This window comes from Cellulomonas sp. JZ18, assembly GCF_009720485.1.
GTDB lineage: Bacteria > Actinomycetota > Actinomycetes > Actinomycetales > Cellulomonadaceae > Cellulomonas.
Window position 1 is genome coordinate 163,236 of the sequence record NZ_CP045245.1, and the last position, 25,783, is coordinate 189,018.

The following is a 25,783-nucleotide window of genomic DNA, read 5'->3' on the forward strand; positions in this document are numbered from 1 at the left end:
AGGGCGGGACCGCCGTCGTCAGGTCACGAGCCGTAGCAGCAGGGCCGCGACGAGCAGGACGGCGGCGGTGACGGCGGCCGCCCGTGCGCCCGGCGCGCGCGGGACGCGCGCGTCGCCGGGCACCGCCTCGACGGTCATCCAGGCCGGCTCCTGCGGGTCGTACCGCACGTCGACGGGCTGACCCACGAGGTAGCGGGCACCGGGCCGGGGCGTGCGGGGCACGCCCTCGAGCCGCTCGCCGCCGACGAAGTACCGGACCGTGGGCACGGTGCCCCCGCCCTCCTCGGTGACCGCGAGGACCTCGCCCGAGGCGGTGCGCGCCCGCGCGAGGCGCCGCCGCGTCCGCACCGCGTCGCGCCGCGCCAGCAGGACGGGCACCAGGAGGCACGCCGCGGCGACCACGAGCAGGACCTGCACCACGACGACGACCGGCATGGCGCCATCGTGGGTCATCCGCCGAGGGCGCGCTCGACGCGGGACACCGGGCGCCGGTCGGCGGGGCCTGGACGCGGACAGGGGGGCGCCGGGCGCCACGGCGACGTGCGGACGCACCGTCGGGCGACCCGCGGTAGGCGCTCTCCTCTTGCCGAGGACCCGCCTGGCCTGAGCAAATGGACCAGGAGGACGTCCCGGACGAAGGGCACGCCGCATGTCGCACCGTCGCTCCCGCACCACCGCCGTGGCACTGCTGCTGGCGCTCGTCGTCACGCTGCTGGGTGCCGCCGGTCCCGTGCCCGCGCAGGTGGACCCCTCCGTCACCGGGCGGCTGTCCCTGTTCAAGCGCATCGAGAACCTGAACACGGGCGCCAGCGAGGGCCGGCGCGAGCTGTGGTCTGTGCAGGCCGTCAACACCGCGGACCCGGCGTACACGTTCAGCGGGAACGGGCTGAACGGCGTGCAGTCCCTGCCGGTGCCCGCCGGGTCCTACACGATCAGCGAGTCCGGCGGTGTGCCGGGGTACGCGTTCGTCTCGTGGGACTGCGGCCCGGCCGGCACCTTCACCACCCCGACGCCGACGGTCACCGTGCCGGCGAACGGCAGCGTGACGTGCACGGTCCGCAACGACGCGGTCCAGCCGTACCTCACCCTGCGCAAGCAGGTGGTCGGCGGCGTCGCGTCACCCGCGGAGTGGACGCTGCGTGCGCAGGGGCCGGTCAACGTCGAGGGCACGGACGGGGTCCGGGTCCCCGTGCGGGTGGGCCGGTACCAGCTCTCCGAGTCGGAGGGGCCGCTGGGCTACACCCCGGGCGACTGGTCCTGCACGGGCGGGCAGCAGACCTCCGCGACGTCCGTCGTGGTGACGGTCGGGCAGGACGTCGTCTGCACGGTCACGAACACGTACACGGCACCGCCCGGTCCGACGCTGACGCTCGTCAAGCAGGTGGTCGGCGGGGGGCTCGCCCGGGTCGGGGACTTCACGCTCCGGGCGGCGGGTCCCGACGTGGTCTCCGGCAGGTCGGGCACCCGGCTCGTGACCCGGGTCCCCGTCGACCCCGGGACGTACACGCTCTCGGAGTCGACGATCGGCACCATCGGTGCCGGGTACGCGGCGGGCGCGTGGTCCTGCACGGGCGGCACGCTGAGCGGCGCCCAGCTCGTGCTCGCTCCCACCGACGGCGACGTCGTCTGCACCGTGACGAACACGTGGACCGGGGGCACGCTCACGCTCGTCAAGCAGGTGGCCGGCGGCACGGCGCCCCCGCAGGCCTGGACCCTGGAGGCTGCCGGGCCCGTCGTCACGGTCAGCGGGGAGAGCGGCAGCCCGGAGGTGACGCGCTTCCCCGTCCCCGCCGGGCGCTACGAGCTGTCCGAGACCGGGCCCGCGAACTACTCCGCCTCCGCCTGGTCGTGCACGTCCGGCCAGGCGGGGCCGGCCGCGGTGGACGTGCCGAGCGGCGGCGACGTCACGTGCACGGTCACCAACACCGTGGAGCGCGGCAGCCTCACGCTCGTCAAGGTCGTCGGCCCGGGCGGCCCCGCGGACGTCGAGGACTTCACGCTGACCGCGGCCGGCGACGGCACGACGGTCAGCGGCGTGTCGGGGACGCCGGCGGTGACGCGGGTCGCCGTCGACGTCGGCTCGTCGTGGGCGCTGTCGGAGGCAGGGCCTGCCGGGTACGAGCCGTCGGCCTGGGAGTGCGACGCGGGCGCCGAGGTGGTCGGCAGCACCGTCACCGTCACGACGGCCGCCGACGTCACCTGCACCGTGACGAACACCTGGACCGGCGGCACCCTCACGCTCACCAAGGAGGTGCTGGGCAGCTCCGCGCCGCCCTCGGCGTGGACGCTCTCCGCGACGTCGCCCGACGCGTCGCTGACCGGGCCGTCGGGCTCGCCGGCCGTCACCGACGTACCCGTCCCGCCCGGCACCTACACGCTGTCCGAGTCGCAGGTCGGCGGGTTCGCGCAGCAGGGCTGGACGTGCACCGGCGCCACGGTCGACGGCGACACCGTGGAGGTGACCGAGGGCGCGGACGTCACCTGCACGGTGACCAACCGCGCGACGAGCGCGCACCTCACGCTCGTCAAGGACGTCGACAACAGCGGCGGTGGCGACGCCCAGCCGGGCGCCTGGGTGCTCGCCGCCGACGGGCCTGTCGACCTCACCGGCACGAGCGGGTCGCCGGAGGTCACCCGGGTCCCGGTCGAGCCCGGCGCGTACACGCTCAGCGAGTCACCGGCGTCGACGCCCGGGTACGAGGCGGGGCCGTGGCAGTGCTTCGTCGGGCGCTCGCCCCTGCCGGTGGAGGACGGGGTCCTCACGGTCCCGGCGACCTGGCGCGAGGGCGTCCCGTTCACCGAGGACGTCGTGTGCACGGTCACGAACAGGGCGGTCGCCCCGACGCTCACGCTCGTGAAGGACGTCGTCAACGCCGGGGGCGGCCCCGCGGCGGCCACCGACTTCGTGCTGCTCGCGATCGGTCCGTCCGTCGTCGTCGGGAGCACGGGGCAGGCCCAGGTCACCGACGTCCCGGTCGTCGCGGGCACGTACGACCTGGCCGAGATCGGCGTGCCCCGGTACGAGCAGCTGGGGTGGTCCTGCGTCGAGGACGGCGGCGGTGCCGTGCCGACGCCGGACGGGCGGCTCGTCCTCGGGCTCGACCAGGACGTGACGTGCACGGTGACCAACCGGTGGACCGGTGCGACGCTCACGCTGGTCAAGGAGGTGGTGGGCGGCCCGTCCGCCGCCACGGACTGGACGCTCGTCGGTACCCCGCCCACCGGCGGCGCCTCCGGCGTCTCCGGCTCGCCCGAGGTGACCGCGGTGCCGATCCCGGCGGGCACCGTGACGCTGCGCGAGGAGGCGCGCACGCCCGTGGCCGCGGCCGGGTACCGCACCGAGGGCTGGGACTGCGGACCGGCGCTGCCGGTGACCGGGGCGGAGGTCGTGACCGTCGAGGTGCCGCCGGGGACGGACGTCACGTGCACCGTCACGAACACGTGGACGGGGGGCGTGCTGACCCTCCTGAAGGAGGTCGAGGGCCCGGCCGCCCCCGGGCTGTGGACCCTGTCGGCGAGCAACCTGACGATGACGGCGGCAGGGACCACGGGCGACCCGGCCGTGACGGACGTGCCGGTCGTCGCCGGCGGGTACGTGCTGGACGAGTCGGACGACGTGCCGGGGTACGTGCAGGAGGGCTGGGCGTGCACGGGCGGCGCCCTCGACGGGGACGTCGTGCAGGTGCCGGAGGGTGGTGACGTGACGTGCGTCGTCACGAACGTCGTGGACCCCGAGGCGAGCCCGACGCCGATCCCGACGCCGACGCCGACCCCGACGCCGACGCCGACCCCGACGCCTACCCCGAGCCCGACGCCGGGCCCGGGTGACCCCGGCGGTCCGGGGGACCCGGGAGACCCCGGTGACCCCGGCCGCCCGGGCGACCCGAGGGACCCCGGTGACCCCGCCGACCGCGGTGCGGCCGACGTGGCCGCCGACCGGGACCGCCGGATCGCCGCGACCGGTGCCGACGTGGGTGCGGCCCTGTCGCTGACGGCGGCGCTGCTGCTCCTGGGAGGTGCCGCGCTCGTCGTGTCGCGGCGGCGCCGGTCCTGACGCCGGCGGGTGCCCGCGGGCGCACGCGACCGACGGGGTCAGGAGGTCGCGGGGCCCGCCGTGCGCCGCGCCCGGGCCCGCACGACCCACCAGATGACGCCGCCGAGGACGAGGCCGCCCCCGAACGCGCCGATGAGGACGACCCCGAAGGCGCCCGCCACGGTGCCGAGGATCCCGCCGACGAACGGGGCGACGTCCTGGTCGGGGGCGATGAGGACGCGCGCGCCCTCGAGGGTCGCCGGCGGCACCGCGACGTCGTAGGTGCCGGACTCGGGGGCCGTGAACGCGGACACCGACACGACCGACCACGCGCCGGCGCCGAAGCTGCCGTCGACGGCGGGGTCGTCGTCCGCGGCGACGACCGTGCCGGAGGGCGCGCGCAGCAGCACGTCCTCGGTGAGGCGCGGTTCCGTCGACCCGTCGTACGCGAGGTGCACGGCGTACCGCTCGCCGGCCTCGAGCGTCGCCGTCGTCACGCCCGGGGCGTCCGCCGCCGCCACGGCCGACGGCCCGGGCGCACCGGACGCGGTGAGGACGTCCGTCGTCACGAGCCCGAGGAACGTCCGCGCCGCGAGCAGCCCGACCACGAGCGCCACCAGCAGCGCGACGACCCCGGCGCACGTCGTGACGACGGGTCCCACCAGGGACGTCCTACGGGGGCGGGGCGGCGGCATCGGGGTCACCGGAGCACGGTACCGGCCGAGCAGCCGCCGGCCCTGTGACCTCGGGCCCGCTCCCGCCGCGGGGGCGGCGGACGACGGCCGGACGGGCGTCAGCGGGTGTCGTCGTCCGCCTTCACCGCCAGCACGGGGCAGCGGGCGTCGAGCAGGATGCGCTGCGCGGTGGAGCCCATGATGAGCTTCCCGACGGGTGAGCGGTGCCGGATGCCGATGACGAGCACCGACGCGTCCACCTCCTCGGTGACCGCGAGCAGCGCCTCGGTGACGTCCCGGACGACGGGCTGGCGCACCTCCGCCTCGATCCCGAGCGACGCGAGCAGCGTGCGCACCTCGGTGACGTCCGACGCCGCCGCGAACCGGTCGTCGACCGCCGCCGTGCCGGTCGTCGCGTTCACCACGAGCAGGTCCTCCCCGTGCGCGCGTGCCTCCCGCGCGCCGCGCACGAGCGCCGCGTAGCCCCGGGCGTCGGGCGTCCAGCCCACGACGACGGTCATCGCCTCACCTCTTCCTCGAGCTCGTCGACCCGGTCCTCCAGCCGCTCGGGCCCCTGCCGCCCGGGGACCAGCCGCAGCACGAGCGGCCCCAGCAGCAGGACCGCGATCAGCACGTACACGACCACCGCGACCGGCTCGCCCCACAGCGCGGACACGTCCCCCTGCGAGAGCTGCAGCGCCTGCCCGAGCTGCTCCTCGAGCCGCGGCCCGAGGATGACCCCGACGATGAGCGGCAGCACCGGTAGCCCGAACCGCCGCATCGCGAACCCGAGGGCGCCGAACAGGCCGAGCAGCGCGACGTCGAACCACTGGAAGTTCACGCTGTACGCGCCGAGCACCGCGAAGAACAGGATGCCCGCGTACAGGTAGGGCCGCGGGATCCGCAGCAGCTTCGCCCACAGCGGCGCCATCGGCAGGTTGATGACGAGCAGCAGGGTGTTCGCGACGAACAGGCTGGCGAGCAGCGTCCACACGAGCTCGGGCTCGGCCTCGAACAGCTGCGGACCGGGCTGCAGCCCGTACCCCTGCATGGCGGCGAGGATGACGGCCGCCGTGGCGGTGGTGGGCAGGCCGATCGCGAGCAGGGGGACGAGGGTGCCGGCGGCGGACGCGTTGTTCGCGGCCTCCGGGCCGGCGACGCCCTCGATCGCGCCCTTGCCGAACTCGGCCTTGTGCTTGCCGGCCAGTCGCCGCTCGGTGATGTAGGAGAGGAACGTCGGCATCTCGGCACCGCCCGCGGGCAGCGCGCCGAACGGGAACCCGTACGCGGTGCCGCGCAGCCACGGCTTCCACGACCGGCGCCAGTCGGCGCGGTCCATCCACGGGCGGCCGACGGGGATGATCTCCAGCGGCCGGCGGCGCAGGTGCGCGGCCACCCACAGCGCCTCGCCGACCGCGAAGATCGCGACCGCGACGACGACGATGTCGATCCCGTCGGCGAGCAGCGGGTTGCCGAACGTCAGCCGGGCCTGCCCCGTCGAGGTGCCGACGAGCCCGATCGTCAGCCCGAGGGCGAGGGAGATGAAGCCGCGCAGCTTCGAGCTGCCCAGGACGCTCGTGACCGCGATGAGCGCGAGCACCATGAGCGCGAAGTAGGACGGCGCGCCGAGGACCACGACCCAGTCGGCGACCGTCGGCGCGAGCGCCACGAGCAGCACCGTGCTGATGGTCCCGGCGACGAACGAGCCGATCGCGGCGGTCGCGAGCGCCTGTGCGGCACGCCCCGCCTTGGCCATCTTGTTGCCCTCGAGCGCCGTGATGACCGACGACGACTCGCCGGGCGTGTTGAGCAGGATCGACGTCGTCGACCCGCCGTACATGCCGCCGTAGTAGATGCCCGCGAACATGATGAGCGCGGCGCTCGGCGACACGTTGTACGTGACGGGCAGCAGCAGCGCGACCGTCATCGCGGGCCCGATGCCGGGCAGGACGCCGACGGCGGTGCCGAGCAGCACGCCGACCACGGCGTACAGCAGGTTCTCGGGCGTGAGGGCCAGGGAGAGGCCCGTGAGCAGCGCGTCCATCACAGGGCTCCCGCCATCACAGGACCCCGTCCAGGACGCCCGCCGGGATGGGGATGCCCAGCCCGACGTAGAAGCCGTACCAGGACGCCACCGAGAGCACCGCGCCGATGAGCAGGTTGCGCACCCAGTGCCGGTTGCCGAGCACCGTCGCGGCACCCGCGAACAGCAGCGCGCCGACGATCGCCCAGCCGAGCCGGTCGAGGAGCGCGACCGTCGCGACGAGCACGCCCGCCAGGCCGGCGAGCGTGCGCCAGTCGGTGCCCTGCGTCAGGTCGACGTCCTCGCCGGCCTCGCCCTCGGCACGGTCGCCCCGGGCCGTGGCGACCGCGAGCAGCACGGCGAGCAGCACGAGCGCGGCACCGATGACGTAGCCGAACGCCGACGGCTGCACGACCTGGTCGGCGAACCCCGGACGTAGGCCGGCGGAGTCGACGAGCGTCACGACGCCGACGAGCGCGAGGAACGCGGCGAGGCCGTACTGGGCGCGGTCGGGGCCGCGGGCTGCCGCGGCCGGGGAGCCGTCCGGTGCGGGCGGTCGGGAGCGGGGCCGTCCGCAGCGGGGCGGGTGCCGGCGGCGCTCACAGCAGCCCCAGCTCCTCGAGCGTCCCCGCGACCCGCTCGTCCTGCTCCTGCAGGAACTCGCCGAACTCGTCGCCCGTGCGGAACGCGTCGATCCACCCGTTCGTCTCCAGCGCCTCCTGCCACTCGGGCGACGCGTGCATCTCCTCCAGGAGCGCGATGTGCTGGTCGCGCACCTCGTCGGGGATGCCGGGCGGGGCCAGCACGCCGCGCCAGTTGGTGAAGACGAGGTCGATGCCGGACTCGACGAGCGTCGGGGCGTCCACGCCCGCGAGCCGCTCCTCGCCGGAGACCGCGAGCACCCGCAGCGAGCCGTCGGCGATCTGCCCCTCGAACTCCCCGAGGCCGGATGTGCCGACGTCGATCTTCGCGCCGAGCAGTGCGGTCGTGAGGGGGCCGCCGCCGTCGTAGGAGATGTAGTTGACCTCCGTCGGGTCCACGCCGACCGCCGCCGCGAGCTGCATCGGGAACAGGTGGTCCGGCCCGCCGTTGCCCGAGCCGCCGCCGATCCGCACGCTGCCGGGGTCCGCCTTTCCACGCGGCGACCATGTCGTCGACCGTCCGGAACGGGGAGTCGGCGGGCACCAGCAGCCCCTCCTGGTCCTCGATGAGCTGCGCGATCGGCGTCGCCTCGCTCACGCGCGCGTCCGACCCGTTGGTGTACGTCGCGCCCACGACGCCGAGGCCCATCGTCATGAGCAGGTCCTCCGCGCCGCGCTCGTTGACGAGCCGCTGCATCGCGACCGTCCCGCTCGCGCCGATCACGTTGCTGACCTCGAACCGGCCCGTGAGGTCCTCGTCCTCCATGACGCGGGTCGCCGCCCGCCCGGTCTGGTCGTACCCGCCGCCGGGGGAGTTGGGGATCATCATGCGCAGCCGCCGGTTCTCGCCGCCGTCGTCCCCGCGCGTGACGCCGCACCCGGTGAGCGCGAGGACCGCGACGAGCAGGCCGGCGAGGACGAGGCGCGCCCGCCCCGCCCGGCCGGGACGCGACCTGTGCAGGGTTGTGGACGCCTGGCGTCCGCAACGCTGCACGACGTCGTCGCGCCGGGTCGCCGGCAGGGGCGCGTGCGCGCGTGCACCGTGCGGCAGGACCGCCATGCAGAACACCCCCTCGTGCCTGCTCCCGATCCTGTCCCCCCGCGCCGCTCCCGGCACCCCGACGCCCGACCGTGCCCCGCCGCGCCCGCCCGCGCCCCCGCCGCGCCCGCGCAGACTCCACCCCACTCGTGGTGCACGAGCGCGCCTGCGCTCGGTCGCAAGGGGCTGACGGCGGCGCCGAGCCGTGCCCGCCGCGCAGCAGGAGGGCGGAGGTCGAGCGCGCCAGACGTCGCGCCAGCGCACCGGACACGAGTGGCGCGCTCGGCGGACGTGTGGCGCGCTCGGCGGTGGCGGTGGCGGTGGCGGTGGCGGTGGCGGTGGCGGCGGTGGCGGCGGTGGTGGTGGCGGCGGTGGGGGCGGGGGCCGGTGGGTGGGCGGACGTGCCGCGGCCCCGGGGAGGGTCGCTCCCCGGGGCCGCGTCGGTGGCCGGTGTGCCGGCCGGTGGTGTCGCGTCAGGCGGTGGTGCCGGTCTGACGACGACGGACCGTGACCACGCCCGCGCCGGCGGCCACGAGGCCGAGGCCGAGGGTGAGCAGGGCCCACGGGGTGGCGCCCGTGACGGCGAGGCTGCCGCCGCCTGCGGCGACGACCCGGAGGGTCGCCGTGCCGGTCGCACCCGTCGCGCGGTCGATGACCACGACGGTGTGCGTGCCTGCCGCGGTGCCGCGCGGGACCGTCACCCGCGTCGACAGGGCGCCGGCCGCGTCGGCCGTGCGGACGGCGAGCAGGACGGGCTCCGAGCGGAGCTCGACCGCCACCTCGCCGCCGGCGGTCAGGCCGGACGCGGTGACGTCCACCGTGCCGCCCGCGCGGACCGTGCCGGCCGACAGGGAGACCGTCGGCCCCGCCTGCGGACCGGGCTGACCCGGCTGCCCCGGGTTCGGCCCGCCCGGCTGACCGGGCTGACCGGGCTGACCGGGCTGACCCGGCTGGCCGGGCTGGCCGGGCTGTCCCGGCTGCCCCGGGTCGACCGCGTCGACGACCGTCACCGGCGCCGACGCGACCGCCGCCGACGCGACGAACCCGTCGGCGGTGGCGGTCACCGTGACGGTGACCTCCGCGCCGACGTGCTCGTCGGCCGGCGTGAAGGACGCCCCCTCGACGTCCTCCACGACCTCGCCGTCCACGGCCCACACGTACGCGAGCGTGGCGTCCGCCGGGTCGACGTCAGCGACCGCCGTGAGCGCCGAGCCGGCCGTGGCCGACCCGTCCGCCGCGAGGCCGCTGAGCGTGACCCCGCGCACGACCGCGCGCCGGGCCACCGTGACGGTCGTCGTCGCGGTCTCCGAGCCGTCGGCCGACGTGACGCGCACGGTGGCGATGCCGCCGTTCTCCTCGGACGGCTGCGTCACCTGCACACGCGCCGCGCGGTCGACCGGCACCGCGACGACGCTCGGCCACGCCGACCCGTCCACCTGCACGTCGTACGCCGTGACGTCGGGCGCGAAGCCCGGCACGTCGACGCCGTTCGTGCGCAGGGCGGCGAGGTCGGTGACGGAGCCGGCGGCGGGCGCGACGGCGCCGATCTCCACCTCCGACACGATCATGTGCACGCCCGGGTTCGGCGTGAGCACGAACCGCAGGCCCGTGGCCTCGAGGCCGTCGAGGTCGAGCGTGAGCACCGGCCCGCCCGCGTCGCCCGGCGCCGGCGTCGGCACCGGCTGCGTGAACCCGGGCACCTGCTGCCACGTGCCCGCGGCGTCCCGGTACTCGACGACGGTCTCGCGCGCCCAGCTGCGGTGGCTGCCGTCGGCGTAGAAGTACACCGACGCGTCGGCGAGCTCCGTGGCCGGGAACGTGTACGTGAGGGTGTCCGACGTGCGGGCGGTGCCCACCCAGTTCGACCACGCCTTGTCGGTCCGGTTGCCGTTGCGGGTGTTCTCGATCGAGTAGCCCGGCTCGGTGTACGTGGCGCTCGCCGTCGTCGTGGGCAGCGGCACGATGTTCGCCGAGGCCCGCGCGGTGACGACGACGTGGAGGGTCGCCGGGACCGCCGCGGCGCCGGCCTCGTTCGACTCCGCCGTGCCCGGCACGGCGACGACGCCCTGCGCCGTGAACGACGCGTCCGTGACGCCGGTCCAGTCCCACGTGACGGCCGTGTCGAACGTCGCGGTGGACGCCCCGACGCGCGCCGGCACGACCGTGGGGGCCGCCTCCTGCACCTGCGCGAGCGTGGCGCCCTCGTACGTCGTGACCGACACGGGGTCGGTGACGGTGAACCCGCCGACGTCGACGGTCCCGGTCACGGTCAGCGCCGCGCCGTACACGTCGGTCGCCGTCCCGGTGATCGCGACCTGCCCCGCCTGCTGCCACGCCGACGCGGGGACCTCGTCCCACACGACCGCCGCGGCCGGGCCTGTGCCCCACCGGTACGTCGGCACGACCGTCGCGGGCAGCGCCGGTGCGACGCCGACCGTGGTGCTCAGCGCCACGGGGGAGACCCCGGTCGCCGCGACGTCGCGCGGGTACCAGCGCTGGTTCGCGCCGCCGTTCGACCCGTAGACCCCGACGCCCGCGTTCTCGGCCGTCGACTGCCCGCCGACCTCGAGCGCCTGCCCGACGCCCTCGTTGACGAACGCGAAGGAGCGCGCGTCCGTCGAGGACACGATCCACCGCGTCTGCGGCTCGGCCGCGGCGGCCTCGACGGCGACCGACCGCAGGTCCGTGCCGGCCCGCGTCGCGCCGAGCACGCGCCCGTCGGCCGCCTGGAGCACGAACCGCTTCGTCCCGTCGAGACGCCCCGGCGCGACCGCGTGCGCCGTCCACAGCTGCGGGCGGGCGGCCTCGGCCGTCGCGCCCGGCGTCGTGATGGTCGTCGCCGTGGGGGCACCGGTCGCCGCCGTGAGCGCCTTGCCGCTCTGCACGCCGGTGAGCTGGTACGTGTGCCCGTCGGCGATCGCCGCCGCGTCCTCGGCCACGCCGCTGACGCCGTCGAGCTCGATCGACGTCACCGACCGTGCCGGGAGCGTGAGCGTGACGGTCTCGGCCGCGGCGTCCACCGCCACCGGCTCACCCCGGACGAGCGCGTTCGCGCCCGGTCGGTCCTCCGGCGACTGCGTCGTCACGTACGGCGTCGCCGTCGCGCCCGCCGCGACCGTCCCGAAGTGGCGCAGGTCCACCGTCAGCGTGACCGGCTCGGCCGACGCGTTCGTGTGCACGAGCGCCGTCGACGTGCCGTCGGCCTTGAGGGCGGCCGTCGTCGTGGCGGAGTCGGTCGCGATGACGCGGTCGCCCGGGCGGATGAAGTGCGTGAAGTTGCGGGTGGTGTCGTACTTCGTGTTCGTCTCGACGTGGCACGGCTCGACCTGCGAGAAGTCGCCGCCCGCGTCCTCCACGCGCCGCTCGGACGCGAAGACGGCGTCGTCGCCCGACCCGTACCAGCGGCAGTCCAGGTCGATGAAGACGCCGCCCCAGTTCAGGTTCTCCCCGGTGGGCTGCATGTTGTACAGGTCCTCGACCGGCTGCCAGAACACCCACGCGTCCGACTCCAGCTCGCGCAGGTCGTCGTGGATGCGCCCGGCCAGGCCGAGGCCGTTGACGATGCTCGCCGGGTTCCAGCCGTTGACCCAGCTGCCCTCGACCTCGCTCATCCACAGCGGCTTGTCCTCGACCTTCGCGAGGTCGCGGACGGTCACGCGGCCGCCCGTGCCGTACGTGTGCACGTTGAGCTGGTCGACGTTCGCCCGGGTCTGCGCGTCGTACGCCTCCCAGTTGCGCACGAACGTGCCGGGGTTGGTCTCGTCCATGGCGGAGACGACGGCGTCGGTGGTCGTGCCGGGAGCGCGCAGGCGCTCGGCCAGCGCGTCGATGAGGTCCGCCTGCCGGGCGGGGCCGACGTGCATGCCCTCCTGCCGGCCGCCCACGGGGACGCCGTCGCGGAGCGTCGTGCCCCAGTAGTTCGTGTTCGGCTCGTTGAGCGGGTCGATGGTGTCGACCGTGATGCCGTGCGCGTCCTCGAGCGCCTCGCTGACGCGCACCAGGTACGCCGCGAAGTCGTCGACCGAGTCGGGCCGCAGCTGCTCGGCGTTCGCGTCGAACCCGCCGGAGACGTACCCGTTCTCCGTCATGAACCACGGCGCCGAGTTCGCGAACGTCTCCCAGTGCGTGATCTGGTCGTCCGCCGCGAGCTGCTCGACCCACCACCGCTGGCCGGCGTCGGCGTCGAGGTCGTAGAAGCGGTCGTCGCCCGGGTCGAAGGCCTCGCGCACCCGCTCGGCGTTGGCGTGCGTCGTGGGGGCCCCGCCGTACAGGCCGAGCGCACCGTCCGGGTCGGCCTTCCACCAGCCCGGCACCGCACCGCCGGGGCGCAGGTAGTCGACGACGTCGGACGCGTGCCCGCCGCCGATGTTGTAGCGGGCGATGTTGAGGTCCAGGCCGTCGGCGCTGAACAGCTTGTCGTACAGGTCCTGCCGGACGTCCTCCGGGTAGCCGCCGGTCGCGTTCGCGAACCAGACCAGGCTCGTGCCCCAGCCCTGGAACTCCTCCCCGGCGTACCAGGGGTTGGGGGTGACGGTGACCGCGGCCGCCGCGGCGGCGGGAGCGGTCACGGCCGGTGCTGCGATGAGCCCGGCCGTCAGCGCGAGCACGGCGGCTCCCGCTGTCGAGCGACGTGACGTCGTCGTCATCGGTCCTCTTCTCTCGGTTCTTCCTGGGGTCGTGCTCTCTCTCGTGGTGCGTGAGGGGGTGGACCGGCGGGCCGGCACGGGCACCGGGGGACTGCGTACGTGCCCGTGCCGGCCCGTCGGGGTCGGTGGGTCGGACCCGTCGTCGGGTCCGGTGGGGTCAGAACTCGGTGTGGCCGAGGTCGGGCGCGTCGACGAGCGCGAGCTCGCCCGGGCCGCCGAGCAGCTCCAGGACGACGACGCGGTCGCCGCGACCGGTCACGGCGGGGGCGGGGACGTAGAGGGTCGTCTGCGGGCCCTTCGACCAGTACCGGCCGAGCGACGTGCCGTTGACCCAGACGACGCCCTTGCCCCAGCCGCGCGTCGAGACGAACAGGTCGGCCTGCGGCAGGTCGCTCTCCCAGACGCTGAACGACGGCCCCGGCACCGGGCCTGCGGACCCGGGCGCGTCGGCCGCGAGCGCGGGGGACGCCGCGACCGCGTCGACGTCGAGCGGCAGGACGCGCCACCCGGTGAGCTCGCGCCCGCCCAGCAGCGCCGGGCCGACCAGTCCCTTGGCCTCGCCGATCCGCGGGCCGTAATTGACGCGACCCTGGTCCTCGACGAGCACGTCGAGGCGGCCTACGCCGGCGGGCAGCGTCAGCGACGTCCCGCGCTCGGAGCGGTCGACGACGCCGACGGGACGCCCGTCGAGGAACACCTGCGCCCGGTCGCGGACCTCGGTGAACGCGAGCACGGCGGGCTCGGCGAGGTCGACGGACGTCCGGTACAGCACGAAGCCGGAGGCCGCGGCGACCTCCTCGTGGGTGGGGACGTCGTGCGCGTCCACCCAGCCGTCGAGCCCGTCGACGACGCTCCACAGGTCGACGGTCCGCCGGCCGGCGGCCAGGACGCCGGTCGGCGCGGGCGCGCGCGTCGGCGCCGTCTCCGCCGGCAGCGCGGTGTACCGGCCCAGCACCTCCCGGAACGCGTCGTACTTCGCCGTGCGCGTGCCGTCCTCCGCGAGCGGGGCGTCGTAGTCGTACGACGTGACGGTCGGCTGGTAGACGCCCTTGTCGTTCGCGCCGGACGTGAACCCGGCGTTCGTGCCGCCGTGGAACATGTAGACGTTCACCGAGCCGCCGGCCGCGAGCAGCGCGTCGAGGTCGGCCGCCGACTGCGCCGGGTCGGTCGTGTGGTGGTGCGCGCCCCAGTGGTCGAACCAGCCGCACCAGAACTCCATGCACATGAGCGGCCCGGTGGGCTGGTGGCGGCGCAGGATCTCCAGCCGCTCGGCGGTGCGGGAGCCGAACGTGGCCGTGCGGTGCAGCTCGGGCAGGCCGCCGCGCTCGAGCATCGCGTCGTCGGCCTGGTCGCACGTGAGCAGCGGGACCTCGATGCCCTGGGCGCGGTTGATCGCGACGAGCGCGCGCAGGTAGTCCTTGTCGTCGCCGTACGCGCCGTACTCGTTCTCCACCTGCACGGCGATCACCGGCCCGCCCCGCGTCACCTGGCGCTCCGCGACGATCGGCAGCACGTGCTCGAGGTACTGCTGCACGGCCTTCATGTACGTCGGCTCGTTGCGGCGCACCCCGACGCCGGGCATGCGGAACAGCCACGCGGGGAACCCGCCGTTGTCCCACTCCGCGCAGATGTACGGCCCGGGACGCACGATCGCGTGCATGCCCTCGGCCGCGACCAGGTCGAGGAACCGGCCGAGGTCGCGCGGGCCGGTCGTGTCGAACACGTCGGGCGTCGGCGCGTGCACGTTCCACGCCACGTACGTCTCGATCGTGTTCAGGCCCATGAGCCGCGCGGAGCGGATGCGGTCGGCCCACAGATCCGGGTGCACGCGGAAGTAGTGCAGCGCTCCCGAGAGCACCTGGTGGGGGCGGCCGTCGAGCAGGAAGTCCCGCTCGCCGATCTCGAACGTGGGCATGGCAAGGGCTCCTCGGGTCGCCAGGCGGGTGCTGCGGTGGGTCGCGCGTCCACGACGGAGGGGCGGTACCCCTCCCACGTCGGCGGGCGGTCCGGTGGGGGTGGTGCGGGCGGGCCGGCGGGACCCGGCTGCGGACCGGGGGCGGCGACGCGTGCGCCGCCGCCCCGGGTCCGTCGTCAGGGACGGGTCACTCGACCGTGAAGCCCTGGTCGTTGCCGTAGGTGACGAGCTGCTCCTGCCACGTCGTCAGGCCCTCGGCGAGCGTCGTGTCGGAGACGTAGGCCTGGCCGACGGTGTCGTTGAAGATGCTGTTCGCGTAGACCTGGTACGGCAGGTACTGCCAGCCCTCGGAGACGTCCGCGGCGGCCTGCGAGAGCACCTCGTTGATCTTCTGGCCGCCGAAGTACTCCGACTCCGTCGCCAGGTACTCCTCGGACTCCAGGTCCGCGACCGTGGCGGGGAAGCCGCCGCCGTCGATGCGGATCTGCACGCCGTCACCGGCGGACGCGAACTCGAGGAAGTCGTAGGCGAGCGCCTTGTTCTCCGACGCCTCCATGACCGACATCGCGGAGCCGCCGTTCTCGGCCGTCACGGACTCGCCGGCCTCCCACTGCGGCATCGGGGCGACGCGCCACTTGCCCGCGCCCTCCGCGACGCCGGACTCGAAGTTGCCGGGCATCCACGCACCGGTGACGAGGGTGGCGATGGTCCCGTTGCCCAGGCCCTGGTACCACTCGTCGCTCCACGCGCTGATCGGCGCGACCAGGTCCGCGGACACGAGCTGCTGCCACATCTCGGCGAACCGCTGCGAGCCCTCGTCCGCGAGGTCGATCGTCACGTCCGTGCCGTCGACCTGGAACGGGCGGCCGCCGGCCTGCCAGATCATCGACGTCGCGAAGCCGGCGTCGCCGGTGTCGGCGGTGATGTACGCGTTCGGGTCGGCGGCGTGCAGCGCCTGCGCCGCGGCGACGTACTCGTCCCACGTCGTCGGCACCTGGATCCCGTGCTGCTCGAACAGCTCGGCGTTGTAGAACAGCGCCATCGGGCCGGAGTCGAGCGGGAGGCCGTAGACGCCCTCGCCCTGCTGGACCGCGTTCCACGGGCCCGGCGTGTAGGTGCCCTCGAGCTCGTCGGCGCCGAGCTCGGTCAGGTCAGCGAGGGACTCGCCGATCGCGAACTGCGGCAGCGCGTAGTACTCGATCTGCGCGAGGTCGGGCACCCCCGAGCCGGCGCTGATCGCGTTCTGCAGCGCCGTGTACTGGTCGTTGCCCGTGCCGGCGTTGACGAGCTCGATCGTCACGTCCGGGTTGGCCTCCATGTAGGCCTCGGCGATCGGCTCGACGGTCGGGTCCCAGGCCCAGACGAGGAGCTCGCCGCCCTCCTCGGCGGCGGCCTCGGGGTCGGCGTCGGAGCCGCCGCCGCCGCTGCAGGCGGCGAGGGTCAGCGCGAGCGCGCCGACCACGGCGGCGCCGCGCAGGGCGGTGGCGCGCCGGGCGGGGCGGCGGGTGGTGCGGGTCATGGGAGTCCTCTCACGTCGTCGTTCGGGAACCGGATGGGGGTGGGGCGGACCTGCCGTCACTCCTTGACGGAGCCGGCGGCCAGGCCGGACTGCCAGTAGCGCTGCAGGAAGAGGAAGGCGACGACCAGCGGGACGATCGTCAGGACGGACCCGGTGATGACGAGGTGGAAGATCGCCTCACCGCCCGCGGTGGCGGCCTGCGCGTTCCACGCGTTGAGGCCGAGTGTCAGCGGGTACCAGTCGGGGTCCTTGAGCATGATCAGCGGCAGGAAGTAGTTGTTCCACGTCGCGACCATCGTGAAGAGCAGCACCGTGACGATGCCGGGCGCGAGCAGCGGCAGGCAGACCTGCGCGAACGTGCGCGCCTCGCCGGCGCCGTCGATCCGCGCCGCCTCCAGGAGCTCGGTGGGGATCGCCTCCGCGGCGAACGTCCACATGAGGTAGAGGCCGAACGGGCTGATCAGCGACGGGATGATGACCGACCACGGGGTGTTGGTCAGGCCCATCTGGCTGAACATGAGGAACGTCGGCACGGCCAGCGCGGTGCCGGGGACGGCCACGGCGCCGATGACGACGGCGAACACGGCGCGCTTGCCGGGGAACGAGAACTTCGCCAGCCCGTACCCGCCGAGCACCGCCAGCGCGGTCGCGCCGCCGGCGCCGAGCACCACGTAGAGCAGCGTGTTCGCGAACCAGCGGACGAAGATGCCGTCGTCGTACGTGAGCGTCTGGCCGATGTTGGTGAGCAGCGCGAACGAGTCGCCGAACCACAGGCCGAAGGACGAGAACAGGTCGCCCTGCGTCTTCGTCGCGTTGACGACGAGCCACGCGAGCGGGACCAGCGCGTACAGCAGGACGAGCGCGGTGAGCACCGTCAGCAGGACGGACCGGCGCGGCTTGTCGACGCTGTGGCCGCGGGTGCGGGCGCGGTCCTTGCCGGCGCCGCGCGTGCTGCGCAGCCGGGGGGCCGACGAGCGGGGGGTGGTGGGGGTCGCGGTGGTCATCGCTCACGCCTCCTTGCGCATGCCGCGCAGCTGGACGACGTAGGCGATCACCATCGTGAGGAGGCCCATGATCAGGGCGACCGTGGCCGAGTAGTTGTACTGCTGGCCGGAGAAGCTCAGCGAGAACGCGTACAGGTTCGGCGTGAAGTACGTGGTGATGGCGTTGGGCGCCAGGGACTGCAGGATGCTCGGCTCGTTGAACAGCTGGAAGCTGCCGATGATCGAGAAGATCGTCGCCACGACGAGCGCGCCGCGGATCGCGGGCAGCTTGATCGCGGTGATCACGCGCCACTGGCCGGCGCCGTCGATCTCCGCCGCCTCGTACAGCGACGTCGGGACGGTCCGCAGCGCGGAGTAGAAGATCAGCATGTTGTAGCCGACGAACTCCCAGGTCACGATGTTGCCGATCGCGGCGAGGACGAGGTCGGGCGACAGCGGGTTCGGGAGGCTCACGCCGAACGCCTCGTTGATGTTGCCCACCAGGCCGAACCGCGTGCCGTACATGAAGCCCCACATGAGCGTCGCGACGACGGCGGGGACGGCGTACGGCAGGAAGATCGAGATGCGGAAGAAGTCGCGCCCGTAGAGGCGGCCGCTGTCGAGCGCGAGGGCCACGAGCAGCGCGATGCCGAGCATGACCGGCACCTGCACGGCGAGGAACGCGGTGACCCGGCCGAGCGCGGACCAGAACTGCGGGTCCTCGAGCGCGCGCTGGTAGTTCTCCAGCCCGACGAACGTGGTGCCGCCGACGAGCTGCGTGCGGAACAGGCTGATCCACAGCGAGTACGCGATCGGCGCGAGGAACACGAGGGCGAACACGGCCATGAACGGGCCGACGAAGCCCCAGCCGGTCCACGAGCCGCGGGTGCGGCGGCGGCGCGGCGCGGTCAGCGCGGCGGCCGCGACGGGCACGGCGGTCTGGGTCACGGGACACTCCTTCGTGGCGCCGGATGTTGACGTCACCATCGACAGCACCCGGCACGTTTCCACTGGCCCGCGCGACGTGTCAAGCGGTTCGACGTTCCTGCAGGTCACGGAATGGTGACGTCACCATCCGTCACGTCCGACCGTGACGGCCAGCCCCATGGCGACGTCGCCATGGCTATGCTGCGGGCCATGTCCCAGGTCTCGGTGCGCGGTCGCCCCGGCCCGTCCATCGCCGACGTGGCACGGCTGGCCGGCGTCTCGCAGCAGACGGTCTCCCGGGTCTCGACGGGCGCCACGAACGTCCGGCCCGAGACGCGTGAGCGCGTCCTGGCCGCGATGGACCAGCTCGGGTACAGCCCCAACCACGCGGCGCGTGCCCTGCGGTCCGGCTCGTTCGGGACGATCGGGCTCATCGCGCACCGCCTCACCCGCACGGGGGAGTCGCGCACGTTCGAGGGCGTCGTCGAGGCGGCCCGCCAGCACGGGTACAGCGTCACCCTCGTGGACGTCCGCACGCCGTCGTCGTCCGACGTCTCCGACGCCGTCCGCCGGCTCGACCACCAGGCCATCGACGGGCTCGTCGTCATCCGCGCCGAGGACGCCACCCCCGCCACGCTGGCCCTGCCGCCGCGGCTGCCCGTCGTGGTCTCCGACTCCCGGTTCGTCGGGCACCACCCGGCCGTCGGCACCGACCAGGCCGAGGGCGCGTCGCTCGCCGTCCAGCACCTGCTCGACCTCGGCCACCCGACCGTGCACCACGTGGGTGGGCCGCTCGACTCCACGCCCGCACGCGTGCGCGCCGACGCGTGGCGCACGCGCCTGCGCGCCGCCGGGCGTCCGGTGCCGGAGGAGTGGCACGGGGACTGGTCGGCGGCGTCGGGGTACGAGGTGGGGGCACGGATCGCGACGTCGGACGACGTCACGGCCGTGTTCTGCGCGAACGACGAGATGGCGGCGGGCGTCATCCGGGCCCTGCACGAGGCGGGCCGGCGCGTGCCGGAGGACGTGTCCGTCGTCGGTTTCGACGACATCCCCATGGCCGAGTACCTCTGGCCGCCGCTGACGACCGTCCGCCAGGACTTCACCGCGATCGGCGCGGAGCTCGTCGAGCTCCTCATGCGCCAGATCCGCGACCGCACCCGCCTCGCCGGCCACCACGTGGTGGTCCCGACGACCCTGGTCGTCCGCACCAGCACGGCCCCCCGCGCCCGAGCTGACGCCCCGCACCCCGCCGAGTTCGGTGGTTCGGTGGCGAGTTCGCGACCTGTACCCCCCGAACTCGGCACCGAGGTACCGAACTCGGCGGGTGTGCCAGTGCCCTTTGCTCGTGCAGGGGTGCGGTCGCCGTGGGGTGGGTGGGGCCGCGGCGCCGCGACGTCGGCCCGACGACGACGGACGGGACGGCGCCCCTCGCGTGAGGGGGGCCGTCCCGTCCGGGTCGGTGTCGGCGGGTGGGCGACGACGTGTGCCGTCGCCCACCCGACCGCGTCAGCCGGCCGTGAGGCGTCGGCGGACGAGGACCGCCGCGCCACCGGCGGCGACGAGCAGGGCGCCGAGGAGCGCGAGCGCACCCGCGTCCGCACCCGTCACCGCGAGCGCGCCGGAGCCGCCGCGGCCGGTACCCGTGGCCGAGCCCGTGCCGCCGGTGCCCGCGCCGGCCGGGCCGTTGCCCGCGCCCGCGCCGGAGCCGGCGCCCGTGCCGCCCGTGCCCGCGCCGCCGGTGCCGTCGCCACCACCGGTGCCGCCGCCACCGCCGTCACCGCCGCCGGCGACGGCCCGCGTGAACGAGAGCGTCCGGACGTCGGACTCGGCGACCGCGCCGTGCTCGTCGACCACCCGCACGTACCAGCCGTGCGTGCCGTCGCTCGGCGTCCACGTGGCCCGGACGACCGCGCCGTCGAGCCCCGGCTGGACCGGGACCGCCAGCAGGGAGACGTCGCCCGCGAACGGGGACGCCGGCGCGGTGAGCGTCGCGGGGGTCACCGCCGTCGACGCCGCCAGCTCCGCGTCCGTGCGCACCTCGGCGTGGAACGCGTCCGCGACCAGCACCTTCGCACGCGGCGTGATGCCCGCGTCGGCGTAGGAGATCGTGAACTCCTGCGCCCCGAGGTCGAGGGTCGGGTCGTCGGAGTTGTAGACCCCGAGCGACGGCGAGTACGTGCGGACCTGGATCTGCTCGCCCTCGTTGTCGAAGTGCAGCAGGCGCAGGAAGCCCTGACCGCCCTCCGGCAGCCCCTGGTAGTCGAAGAGCATCTGCGTGACGACGCGCTCGGACGTCCCGTCGCCGTCGTCGTCGAACCGGTCGATGCGCGTGTACGCGTCGTGGTAGTGCCCGCTCATCACCATGCGGACGTTCGGGTTGGTCGCCACGACCTCGTCCTGGATGCGCTGCGGCACCGGGCCGAGGCCGCCGGTCGTGAGCAGGTACTCGTGCAGGTTGACGATCGCGACGCGGTTCGGGAACCGCGCGAGCGTCTCGTTCATCCAGGCGATCTCCGCGTCGCCCGGGCCCCAGCCCATCGAGACGACGACGAAGTCGATGCCGCCGGCCGTGAACAGGTCGTAGTGGCCGCGGTTGTCCTGGTACGAGCCGCCGTACCAGGGGTTGCCGGCGAAGCGGGCCTCCCCGAAGAACTGCGAGTACGCGGTGTAGTCCCAGTCGAAGATGCCGACGTCGTGGTTCCCCGCGAGGACGCCGTACGGCAGCCCCGCCTCGTCGAGCATCCGGTACGCGGCGTCCGCGTTGGCCCACTGGTAGGGCTGGTCCCAGTTGTCGACGATGTCGCCGGTGTGGAAGAGGTACTGCAGGTTCAGCTCGTCGCGGCGGTCCAGCAGGTACTGGTGGATCGCGAGCTGGTGGTCGTAGAACGCCTCGTTGTAGTACTGCGTGTCCGACTCCCACGCGAGCGTGAAGTCGTACTCGGACCGCGGCGTGTCCTGCGGGTGGGCCGGCGTGACCGGCGTGGTGCGGGTGGACAGGTTCTCCCCCGCCCAGCCCTCGGAGTGCTGCACGAGGAAGCGGGCCGTCCCGTCGGCGACGTGCCCCGCGACGGGCACGTCCGCGGCGAGCGTGAACGTCTCCTCCGCGGTGCCGTCCCCGCGGCCGACGTGCCGGTCGACCTCCGTCCAGGCGCCCGCGGCGACGTCCCACACGTGCAGGACGACCGTCGCGCCGGTCTCCGCGGCGCCGTCCCAGGTGGTGACGACGCGTGCGCCGTCACCCGCCTCCGCGGGCACGGCCACGTCGAACAGCTGGTACGGCAGGGCGTCGCCGCCCTCGGTGCGCACACCGGCGCCGTCGACCGTGGTCAGCGCGGCGCGCTGCTCCGCGGTGAGGGCGGCGGCGTCGCGCGACGTGGCGGCCGCGTCACGGGTCGTGCCGGCGGCCGCCGTGACGGCGGCGTCCGTGGCGGCGAAGCGGAACGCCTCGTGGAACGACACCGTGAGGGCGTCCCCGGTCGGGTCGGCGACCCGCGCGGCCAGCTCGACGGACGGGCCCGTGACGTGCGCCCCGTCCTCGGGCGTGAGCAGCGCGACCGACGGCGTCTCGTGCGGCGTCGTGAACGTGCGGCGCTCGGTGACGGCGTTGCCGGCCGCGTCCGTCGCGGTCACGGCGACGTCGTGCCGGCCCGGGACGAGCAGCAGCGACGACGTGGTGAGCGGCAGCGTGACGGGCTCGCCGTCGAGCGTCGCGGTGAGGGAGGCGACGGACGAGGTGGCGTCCGTGGCCGACGCGTCGAGGCGGATCGTCCCCTGCAGGCCGGCGTCCGACGTCTCGTCCGCCTCGACGGCGATCTCGACGACCGGCGCCGTGTTGTCGACCACGACGTCGGCCGACGCCGTCGCGGCGCCGTCCGTGCCGGTCACGGTGTGCGTGCCGTCGGCGACGGTCGTCGTGTCCCACGCGTGGCCGACGGCCGTGAAGGCGTCGTCGGGGACCGTGAACGTCGCGACGTAGTCGCCGATCTTGCCCGCGGAGTCACCCATCGCGATCGAGCCGCCCGTGTAGCCGGCCGGCACGAGCGTGCGGCCGTCGGGCAGCACGAGGCGCGGGTTCATCGCGGTGAAGTCGTCGTTGTTCTCGTTCGGGTCGTCGCACGGGTACGCCTTGGTGCCGGCGGACACGAGCACCGTCACCGGCTCGCCGGGCCGCACGGCGTCCAGCGGGACGGACGCCGTGACCGTCTCGACGTCCGAGTACGTGCCGCGCTCGAAGATCGTCAGCACCCGGCCGTCGCGGCACGCGTCACCGGTGGGCGACGGCAGGATGATGCCGTTGCGGAAGGCCGCGTCCGTGGCCGTCACCTCGACCGCGAACACCGCCGGCTTCTCCAGCTGCGGGGCCGTCGGCGTGAGCGGGGTGCCGTCGACCGCGAGGGTGAGGTCCGCGGTGTCGCCGCTCTCGCTCGCCACCGAGACGGGCGCGGTGCCCGCGAGCAGGTCGCCGTCGGCGACGTTGAGGCGGACGGGGTCGTCGCTCGCGCCCAGCACGGGCAGCGTCACCGGGTCGGTCTGAACCAGGTGGACGCCGTCGGACGCCACCCAGCGGTAGGTGTAGGACGACTTCCCGATGAGGTCGACGGCCGGGATGGTCGTCGCGAACCGGCCGGAGCCGTCGTCCTGCAGGGACAGCACGCGCTCGGCCGCGTCCAGGTCGGAGCGCACGTGCAGCTCGACGCGCTTGACCTGCCGGTCGTCGTCGACCTCGGCCGCGAACGTCAGCGGGGTGGCCGGGTCGACCGCGTCGGGCGACACGTCCGTGACGGTGGGGGCGGCGGTGTCGGCGACGGGGGTCGTGCGCGTCGCCGGCGTCTGGTCGGCCTCGACCGTGCCCGGGGACGGTGCGCGCGTGCCGAGCAGGCGCTGCCGCGAGAAGTCCGCCGCGTCGGCGGCGTAGTGGATGCCCTGGTTCACGGCGACGTCGCGGGCACCGCCCATGTTGTAGTACGCGCGGTTGACCGTGTGCCCCGTCTGCGTCATGACCTCGACGCCGCGCGGGCTGCCGTTCGCCATGCCGCCGACCTGCATCTCGAGGATGCGCTCGTCGGGCAGGTCGACGCCCCAGAACGTGCGGAAGTCGGCGCGCGTGAGGGCCTGGTTGCCGCCGTTCTTCACCCAGAGCACGAGCGTCCCGCCGGGGGGCACGACCGCGTCCGCCGGGGTCGCCGGCCACAGCGCGGTGCTGCTGTTGGTGTAGTCCTCGTTCGGGTACAGGTAGCGGATCACGTGGTCCGCGAACGGGATCGGCTGCGTCGTCGCGTTGTAGACCTCGACGTACTCGTAGCCGTCGGACCCGCCGACGTTCGTCGAGTCGACCATGAGCTCGGTGACCTGCAGCAGGCCCGTGCGCGAGTCCGCGGGCGGGGCCGGGACGGCGCCGGGCGTCGGCGTCGGCGTGGTGGTGGGCTCGGCCGTCGGGGTCGGGCCGGGCGTCGTCGTGGGCTGCGGGTCGGGGGTGGGGGACGTCGTCGGCGTCGGCTCGGGCGTCGGCGTGACCGCGCGGTCCTCGAGCTGCGCCGGGTCGACGACGCCGGGGCTCGACGGCGCGAGCGTCGCGAGGACGTCCATCGAGCGCTGCGCGGCGTCCGCCGGCGTGCGGAACTGCACGACCTGGTCGACGCCGACGCCGCCGGCCGGGACGAACGACCAGCCCACGACCTCCCCGGACGGCGACAGCACGCGGATGCCGCGGTCGCCGCCGTTGGCGATGCCGGCCTGGCCGCTCAGCGGCACGACCGGGTAGTCGGGGGCGGCGCCGCCGCGCTGGGCCCAGAACGCGCGGAAGTCCTCCGCGGTGTACGCGGAGGTGTCGACCGTGGTGGAGGAGTACTGGAGCCAGAGCACGACCGTCCCGCCGGCGGGCACGACGGTCCCGGCGGGAACGGACAGGGCCTTGTCGCGGCTGCGGTCGTCGCTGTCGGCGAACGTGTAGGCGAGCTGGTACCCGCCCTCGCCGAGGAGCAGGTCCTCGCCGGTCGTGTTGTGGAGCTCGACGTACTCGAAGTTGTCGTAGCCGGCGTTGTCCGGCGCGATCTCCGTGACCACGAGGGGCCACGACGCGGCGGGGGCGGCGCCCGCGGGGGCGGGCAGCAGGGTGAGCGCGAGGGCGGCGACGGCGGCGGTCCCGACCGCCTTCACCGGCCCGGACGCGCGGGGGACGTGCGTGGGCATGAGCGTCCTGTCTCGAGGTGAGGGGATCGCCGCGAGGCTAGGAAGGACCGTTGACCCGGAGGTGAACCGGAGATGACCGAACCGGGGCTGCCGTGCGACCTCGGAACGTTTCGACCGTTCGGGTGACGGCGGCTCACCCGGGTCGCGTCAGGAGAGCAGGCGGGCGATCACCCGCGCGCCGGCGCGCGGTGACAGGTGGGGCGACCCCGTGAGCCGCCCCTCGAGCGCGGCGACGTTCATGACGCTGATGACCGCGAGCGCGGTGTCCCGGTCCTCCTGGGTCGTGCCCGGCTCGGCGTCGTCCCCCTCGCGGGCGCGCCGGACCTCGGCGACCTGGTCGGCCAGCACCTCGTGCGACGCGACGTGCAGCCGCGCGAGCTCGCCCGACGCCTCCGGGTGCCGCAGGCCGTAGGCGAGGAACTCCAGCGAGAGCAGGATGCGCGGGTCGTCCTGCGCCCCGCACAGCCAGTCGGCGACGGCCTCCTCGTCGACGCCGTCGACGCTCACGCCGGGGATCGTCGCGTCGGGCGACTCGATGGTGATGTGCAGCTGCTCGCGCGCGAGGGCGAGGAACACCTCCTCCTTCGAGCCGAAGTGCGCGTACACCGCACCCTTGGTGTAGCCCGCCTCGGCGGCGATGTCGCCGACGGAGGCACCCTCGTACCCCTTGGCGGCGATGACCCGCGCGGCGGCGTCGAGCAGGTCGGCGCGCGTGCGGTCCACCTTCTGCCGGCGTCGGCTCTCGGCGCGCTCGCCGGCGGCGTCGGCGCGCTCGGCGGCGGCGCGGGCCCGCGACTCGGCGCGCTCGCCGGCGGCGTCGGCGCGCTCGGCGGCGGCGCGGGCCCGCGACTCGGCGCGCTCGGCGGCGGCCCGGGCGCGCTCCTCGGCGCGTCGTGCGGCGCCACGGCCGGTCGTCGCGGCGCTCTCGGCCGTCCGCGTCACGGTCTCGGACGCCTGCGCGAGGCCGCGCGACGCCTCCCGCAGGGACTGCGCGACGGCGTCGCCGACCTCCGGGACGACCGTGCGCGCCTGCTCGCCGAGCATGCGGCTGAGCGTGGCCGTGGCGTCCGCGAGGGCGCGGGTCGCGGCGCTCAGCGGGTCCTCGTGCTCGCGGGGCATGGGTGCAGCGTAACCGTCGGCGTACCCGATGGTACGGCCTGGTACCGACCGGTACCCGGGTGTTGATTCCGA

At 74.7% G+C, this 25,783-nt stretch carries 13 protein-coding genes and 2 pseudogenes; 2 read left to right on the forward strand and 13 right to left on the reverse strand.

Going from position 1 to position 25,783, the window contains the following annotated elements:
- Positions 1-18: 18 nt before the first annotated feature.
- Positions 19-453 carry a DUF3592 domain-containing protein gene (locus GC089_RS00790; protein ID WP_155376078.1) on the reverse strand — a complete coding sequence of 145 codons (435 nt, stop codon included), beginning with the start codon at positions 451-453 and terminating at the stop codon, positions 19-21.
- Positions 454-649: 196 nt separating this feature from the next.
- On the opposite strand from GC089_RS00790, the gene GC089_RS00795 reads away from it, so the two are divergent.
- The gene (locus GC089_RS00795; RefSeq protein ID WP_155376079.1) at positions 650-4,054 is read left to right on the forward strand and encodes a hypothetical protein; all 3,405 of its coding nucleotides are present in this window, start codon (positions 650-652) and stop codon (positions 4,052-4,054) included.
- Positions 4,055-4,092: 38 nt separating this feature from the next.
- Here the strand turns inward: GC089_RS00795 and GC089_RS00800 are convergent, their stop codons facing one another.
- The 10 genes and pseudogenes from GC089_RS00800 to GC089_RS00850 all read right to left on the reverse strand — a co-directional run bounded on the left by GC089_RS00800 (position 4,093) and on the right by GC089_RS00850 (position 18,421).
- Positions 4,093-4,695 carry a hypothetical protein gene (locus GC089_RS00800; RefSeq protein WP_155376080.1) on the reverse strand — a complete coding sequence of 201 codons (603 nt, stop codon included), beginning with the start codon at positions 4,693-4,695 and terminating at the stop codon, positions 4,093-4,095.
- A 131-nt stretch (positions 4,696-4,826) separates the two neighbouring features.
- Positions 4,827-5,228, reverse strand: a complete 402-nt coding sequence (locus tag GC089_RS00805) for a universal stress protein (RefSeq protein ID WP_155376081.1) — start codon at positions 5,226-5,228, stop codon at positions 4,827-4,829.
- Positions 5,225-6,751 (reverse strand): tripartite tricarboxylate transporter permease, encoded by a 1,527-nt coding sequence (locus tag GC089_RS00810; RefSeq protein ID WP_155376082.1) that lies wholly within the window; start codon positions 6,749-6,751, stop codon positions 5,225-5,227. Before GC089_RS00810 ends, GC089_RS00805 begins: the two co-directional genes overlap by 4 nt.
- Positions 6,752-6,767: 16 nt before the next feature.
- A pseudogene (locus GC089_RS00815) lies at positions 6,768-7,208 on the reverse strand (tripartite tricarboxylate transporter TctB family protein); the annotation flags it as partial.
- Between the two features lie 121 nt (positions 7,209-7,329).
- A complete protein-coding gene (locus tag GC089_RS18625; RefSeq protein ID WP_230684964.1) occupies positions 7,330-7,845 on the reverse strand; it encodes a tripartite tricarboxylate transporter substrate binding protein in 516 nt (171 codons plus the stop codon).
- 1,038 nt (positions 7,846-8,883) lie between these two features.
- A complete protein-coding gene (locus tag GC089_RS00830; RefSeq protein ID WP_155376085.1) occupies positions 8,884-13,056 on the reverse strand; it encodes a glycoside hydrolase in 4,173 nt (1,390 codons plus the stop codon).
- A gap of 157 nt (positions 13,057-13,213) precedes the next feature.
- Positions 13,214-14,971 carry a beta-galactosidase family protein gene (locus GC089_RS00835; protein WP_155376086.1) on the reverse strand — a complete coding sequence of 586 codons (1,758 nt, stop codon included), beginning with the start codon at positions 14,969-14,971 and terminating at the stop codon, positions 13,214-13,216.
- 187 nt (positions 14,972-15,158) lie between these two features.
- Entirely contained in the window at positions 15,159-16,490 is a 1,332-nt protein-coding gene (locus GC089_RS00840) for an ABC transporter substrate-binding protein (protein ID WP_155376087.1), read from the reverse strand.
- Between the two features lie 56 nt (positions 16,491-16,546).
- Entirely contained in the window at positions 16,547-17,494 is a 948-nt protein-coding gene (locus tag GC089_RS00845; protein WP_155376088.1) for a carbohydrate ABC transporter permease, read from the reverse strand.
- A 3-nt stretch (positions 17,495-17,497) separates the two neighbouring features.
- Complete coding sequence (locus GC089_RS00850; RefSeq protein ID WP_230684965.1) at positions 17,498-18,421, reverse strand: carbohydrate ABC transporter permease; 924 nt, start codon at positions 18,419-18,421, stop codon at positions 17,498-17,500.
- A 189-nt stretch (positions 18,422-18,610) separates the two neighbouring features.
- On the opposite strand from GC089_RS00850, the pseudogene GC089_RS00855 reads away from it, so the two are divergent.
- Positions 18,611-19,558, forward strand: a pseudogene (locus tag GC089_RS00855) (LacI family DNA-binding transcriptional regulator); the annotation flags it as partial.
- Between the two features lie 351 nt (positions 19,559-19,909).
- Here GC089_RS00855 and GC089_RS00860 read toward each other — a convergent pair.
- Both GC089_RS00860 and GC089_RS00865 read right to left on the reverse strand, forming a co-directional pair.
- Positions 19,910-24,592: a lamin tail domain-containing protein gene (locus GC089_RS00860; RefSeq protein ID WP_155376089.1), complete on the reverse strand. Its 4,683-nt coding sequence runs from the start codon at positions 24,590-24,592 to the stop codon at positions 19,910-19,912.
- Between the two features lie 147 nt (positions 24,593-24,739).
- Complete coding sequence (locus GC089_RS00865) at positions 24,740-25,711, reverse strand: TetR/AcrR family transcriptional regulator (RefSeq protein WP_155376090.1); 972 nt, start codon at positions 25,709-25,711, stop codon at positions 24,740-24,742.
- Between the last annotated feature and the right edge of the window lie 72 nt (positions 25,712-25,783).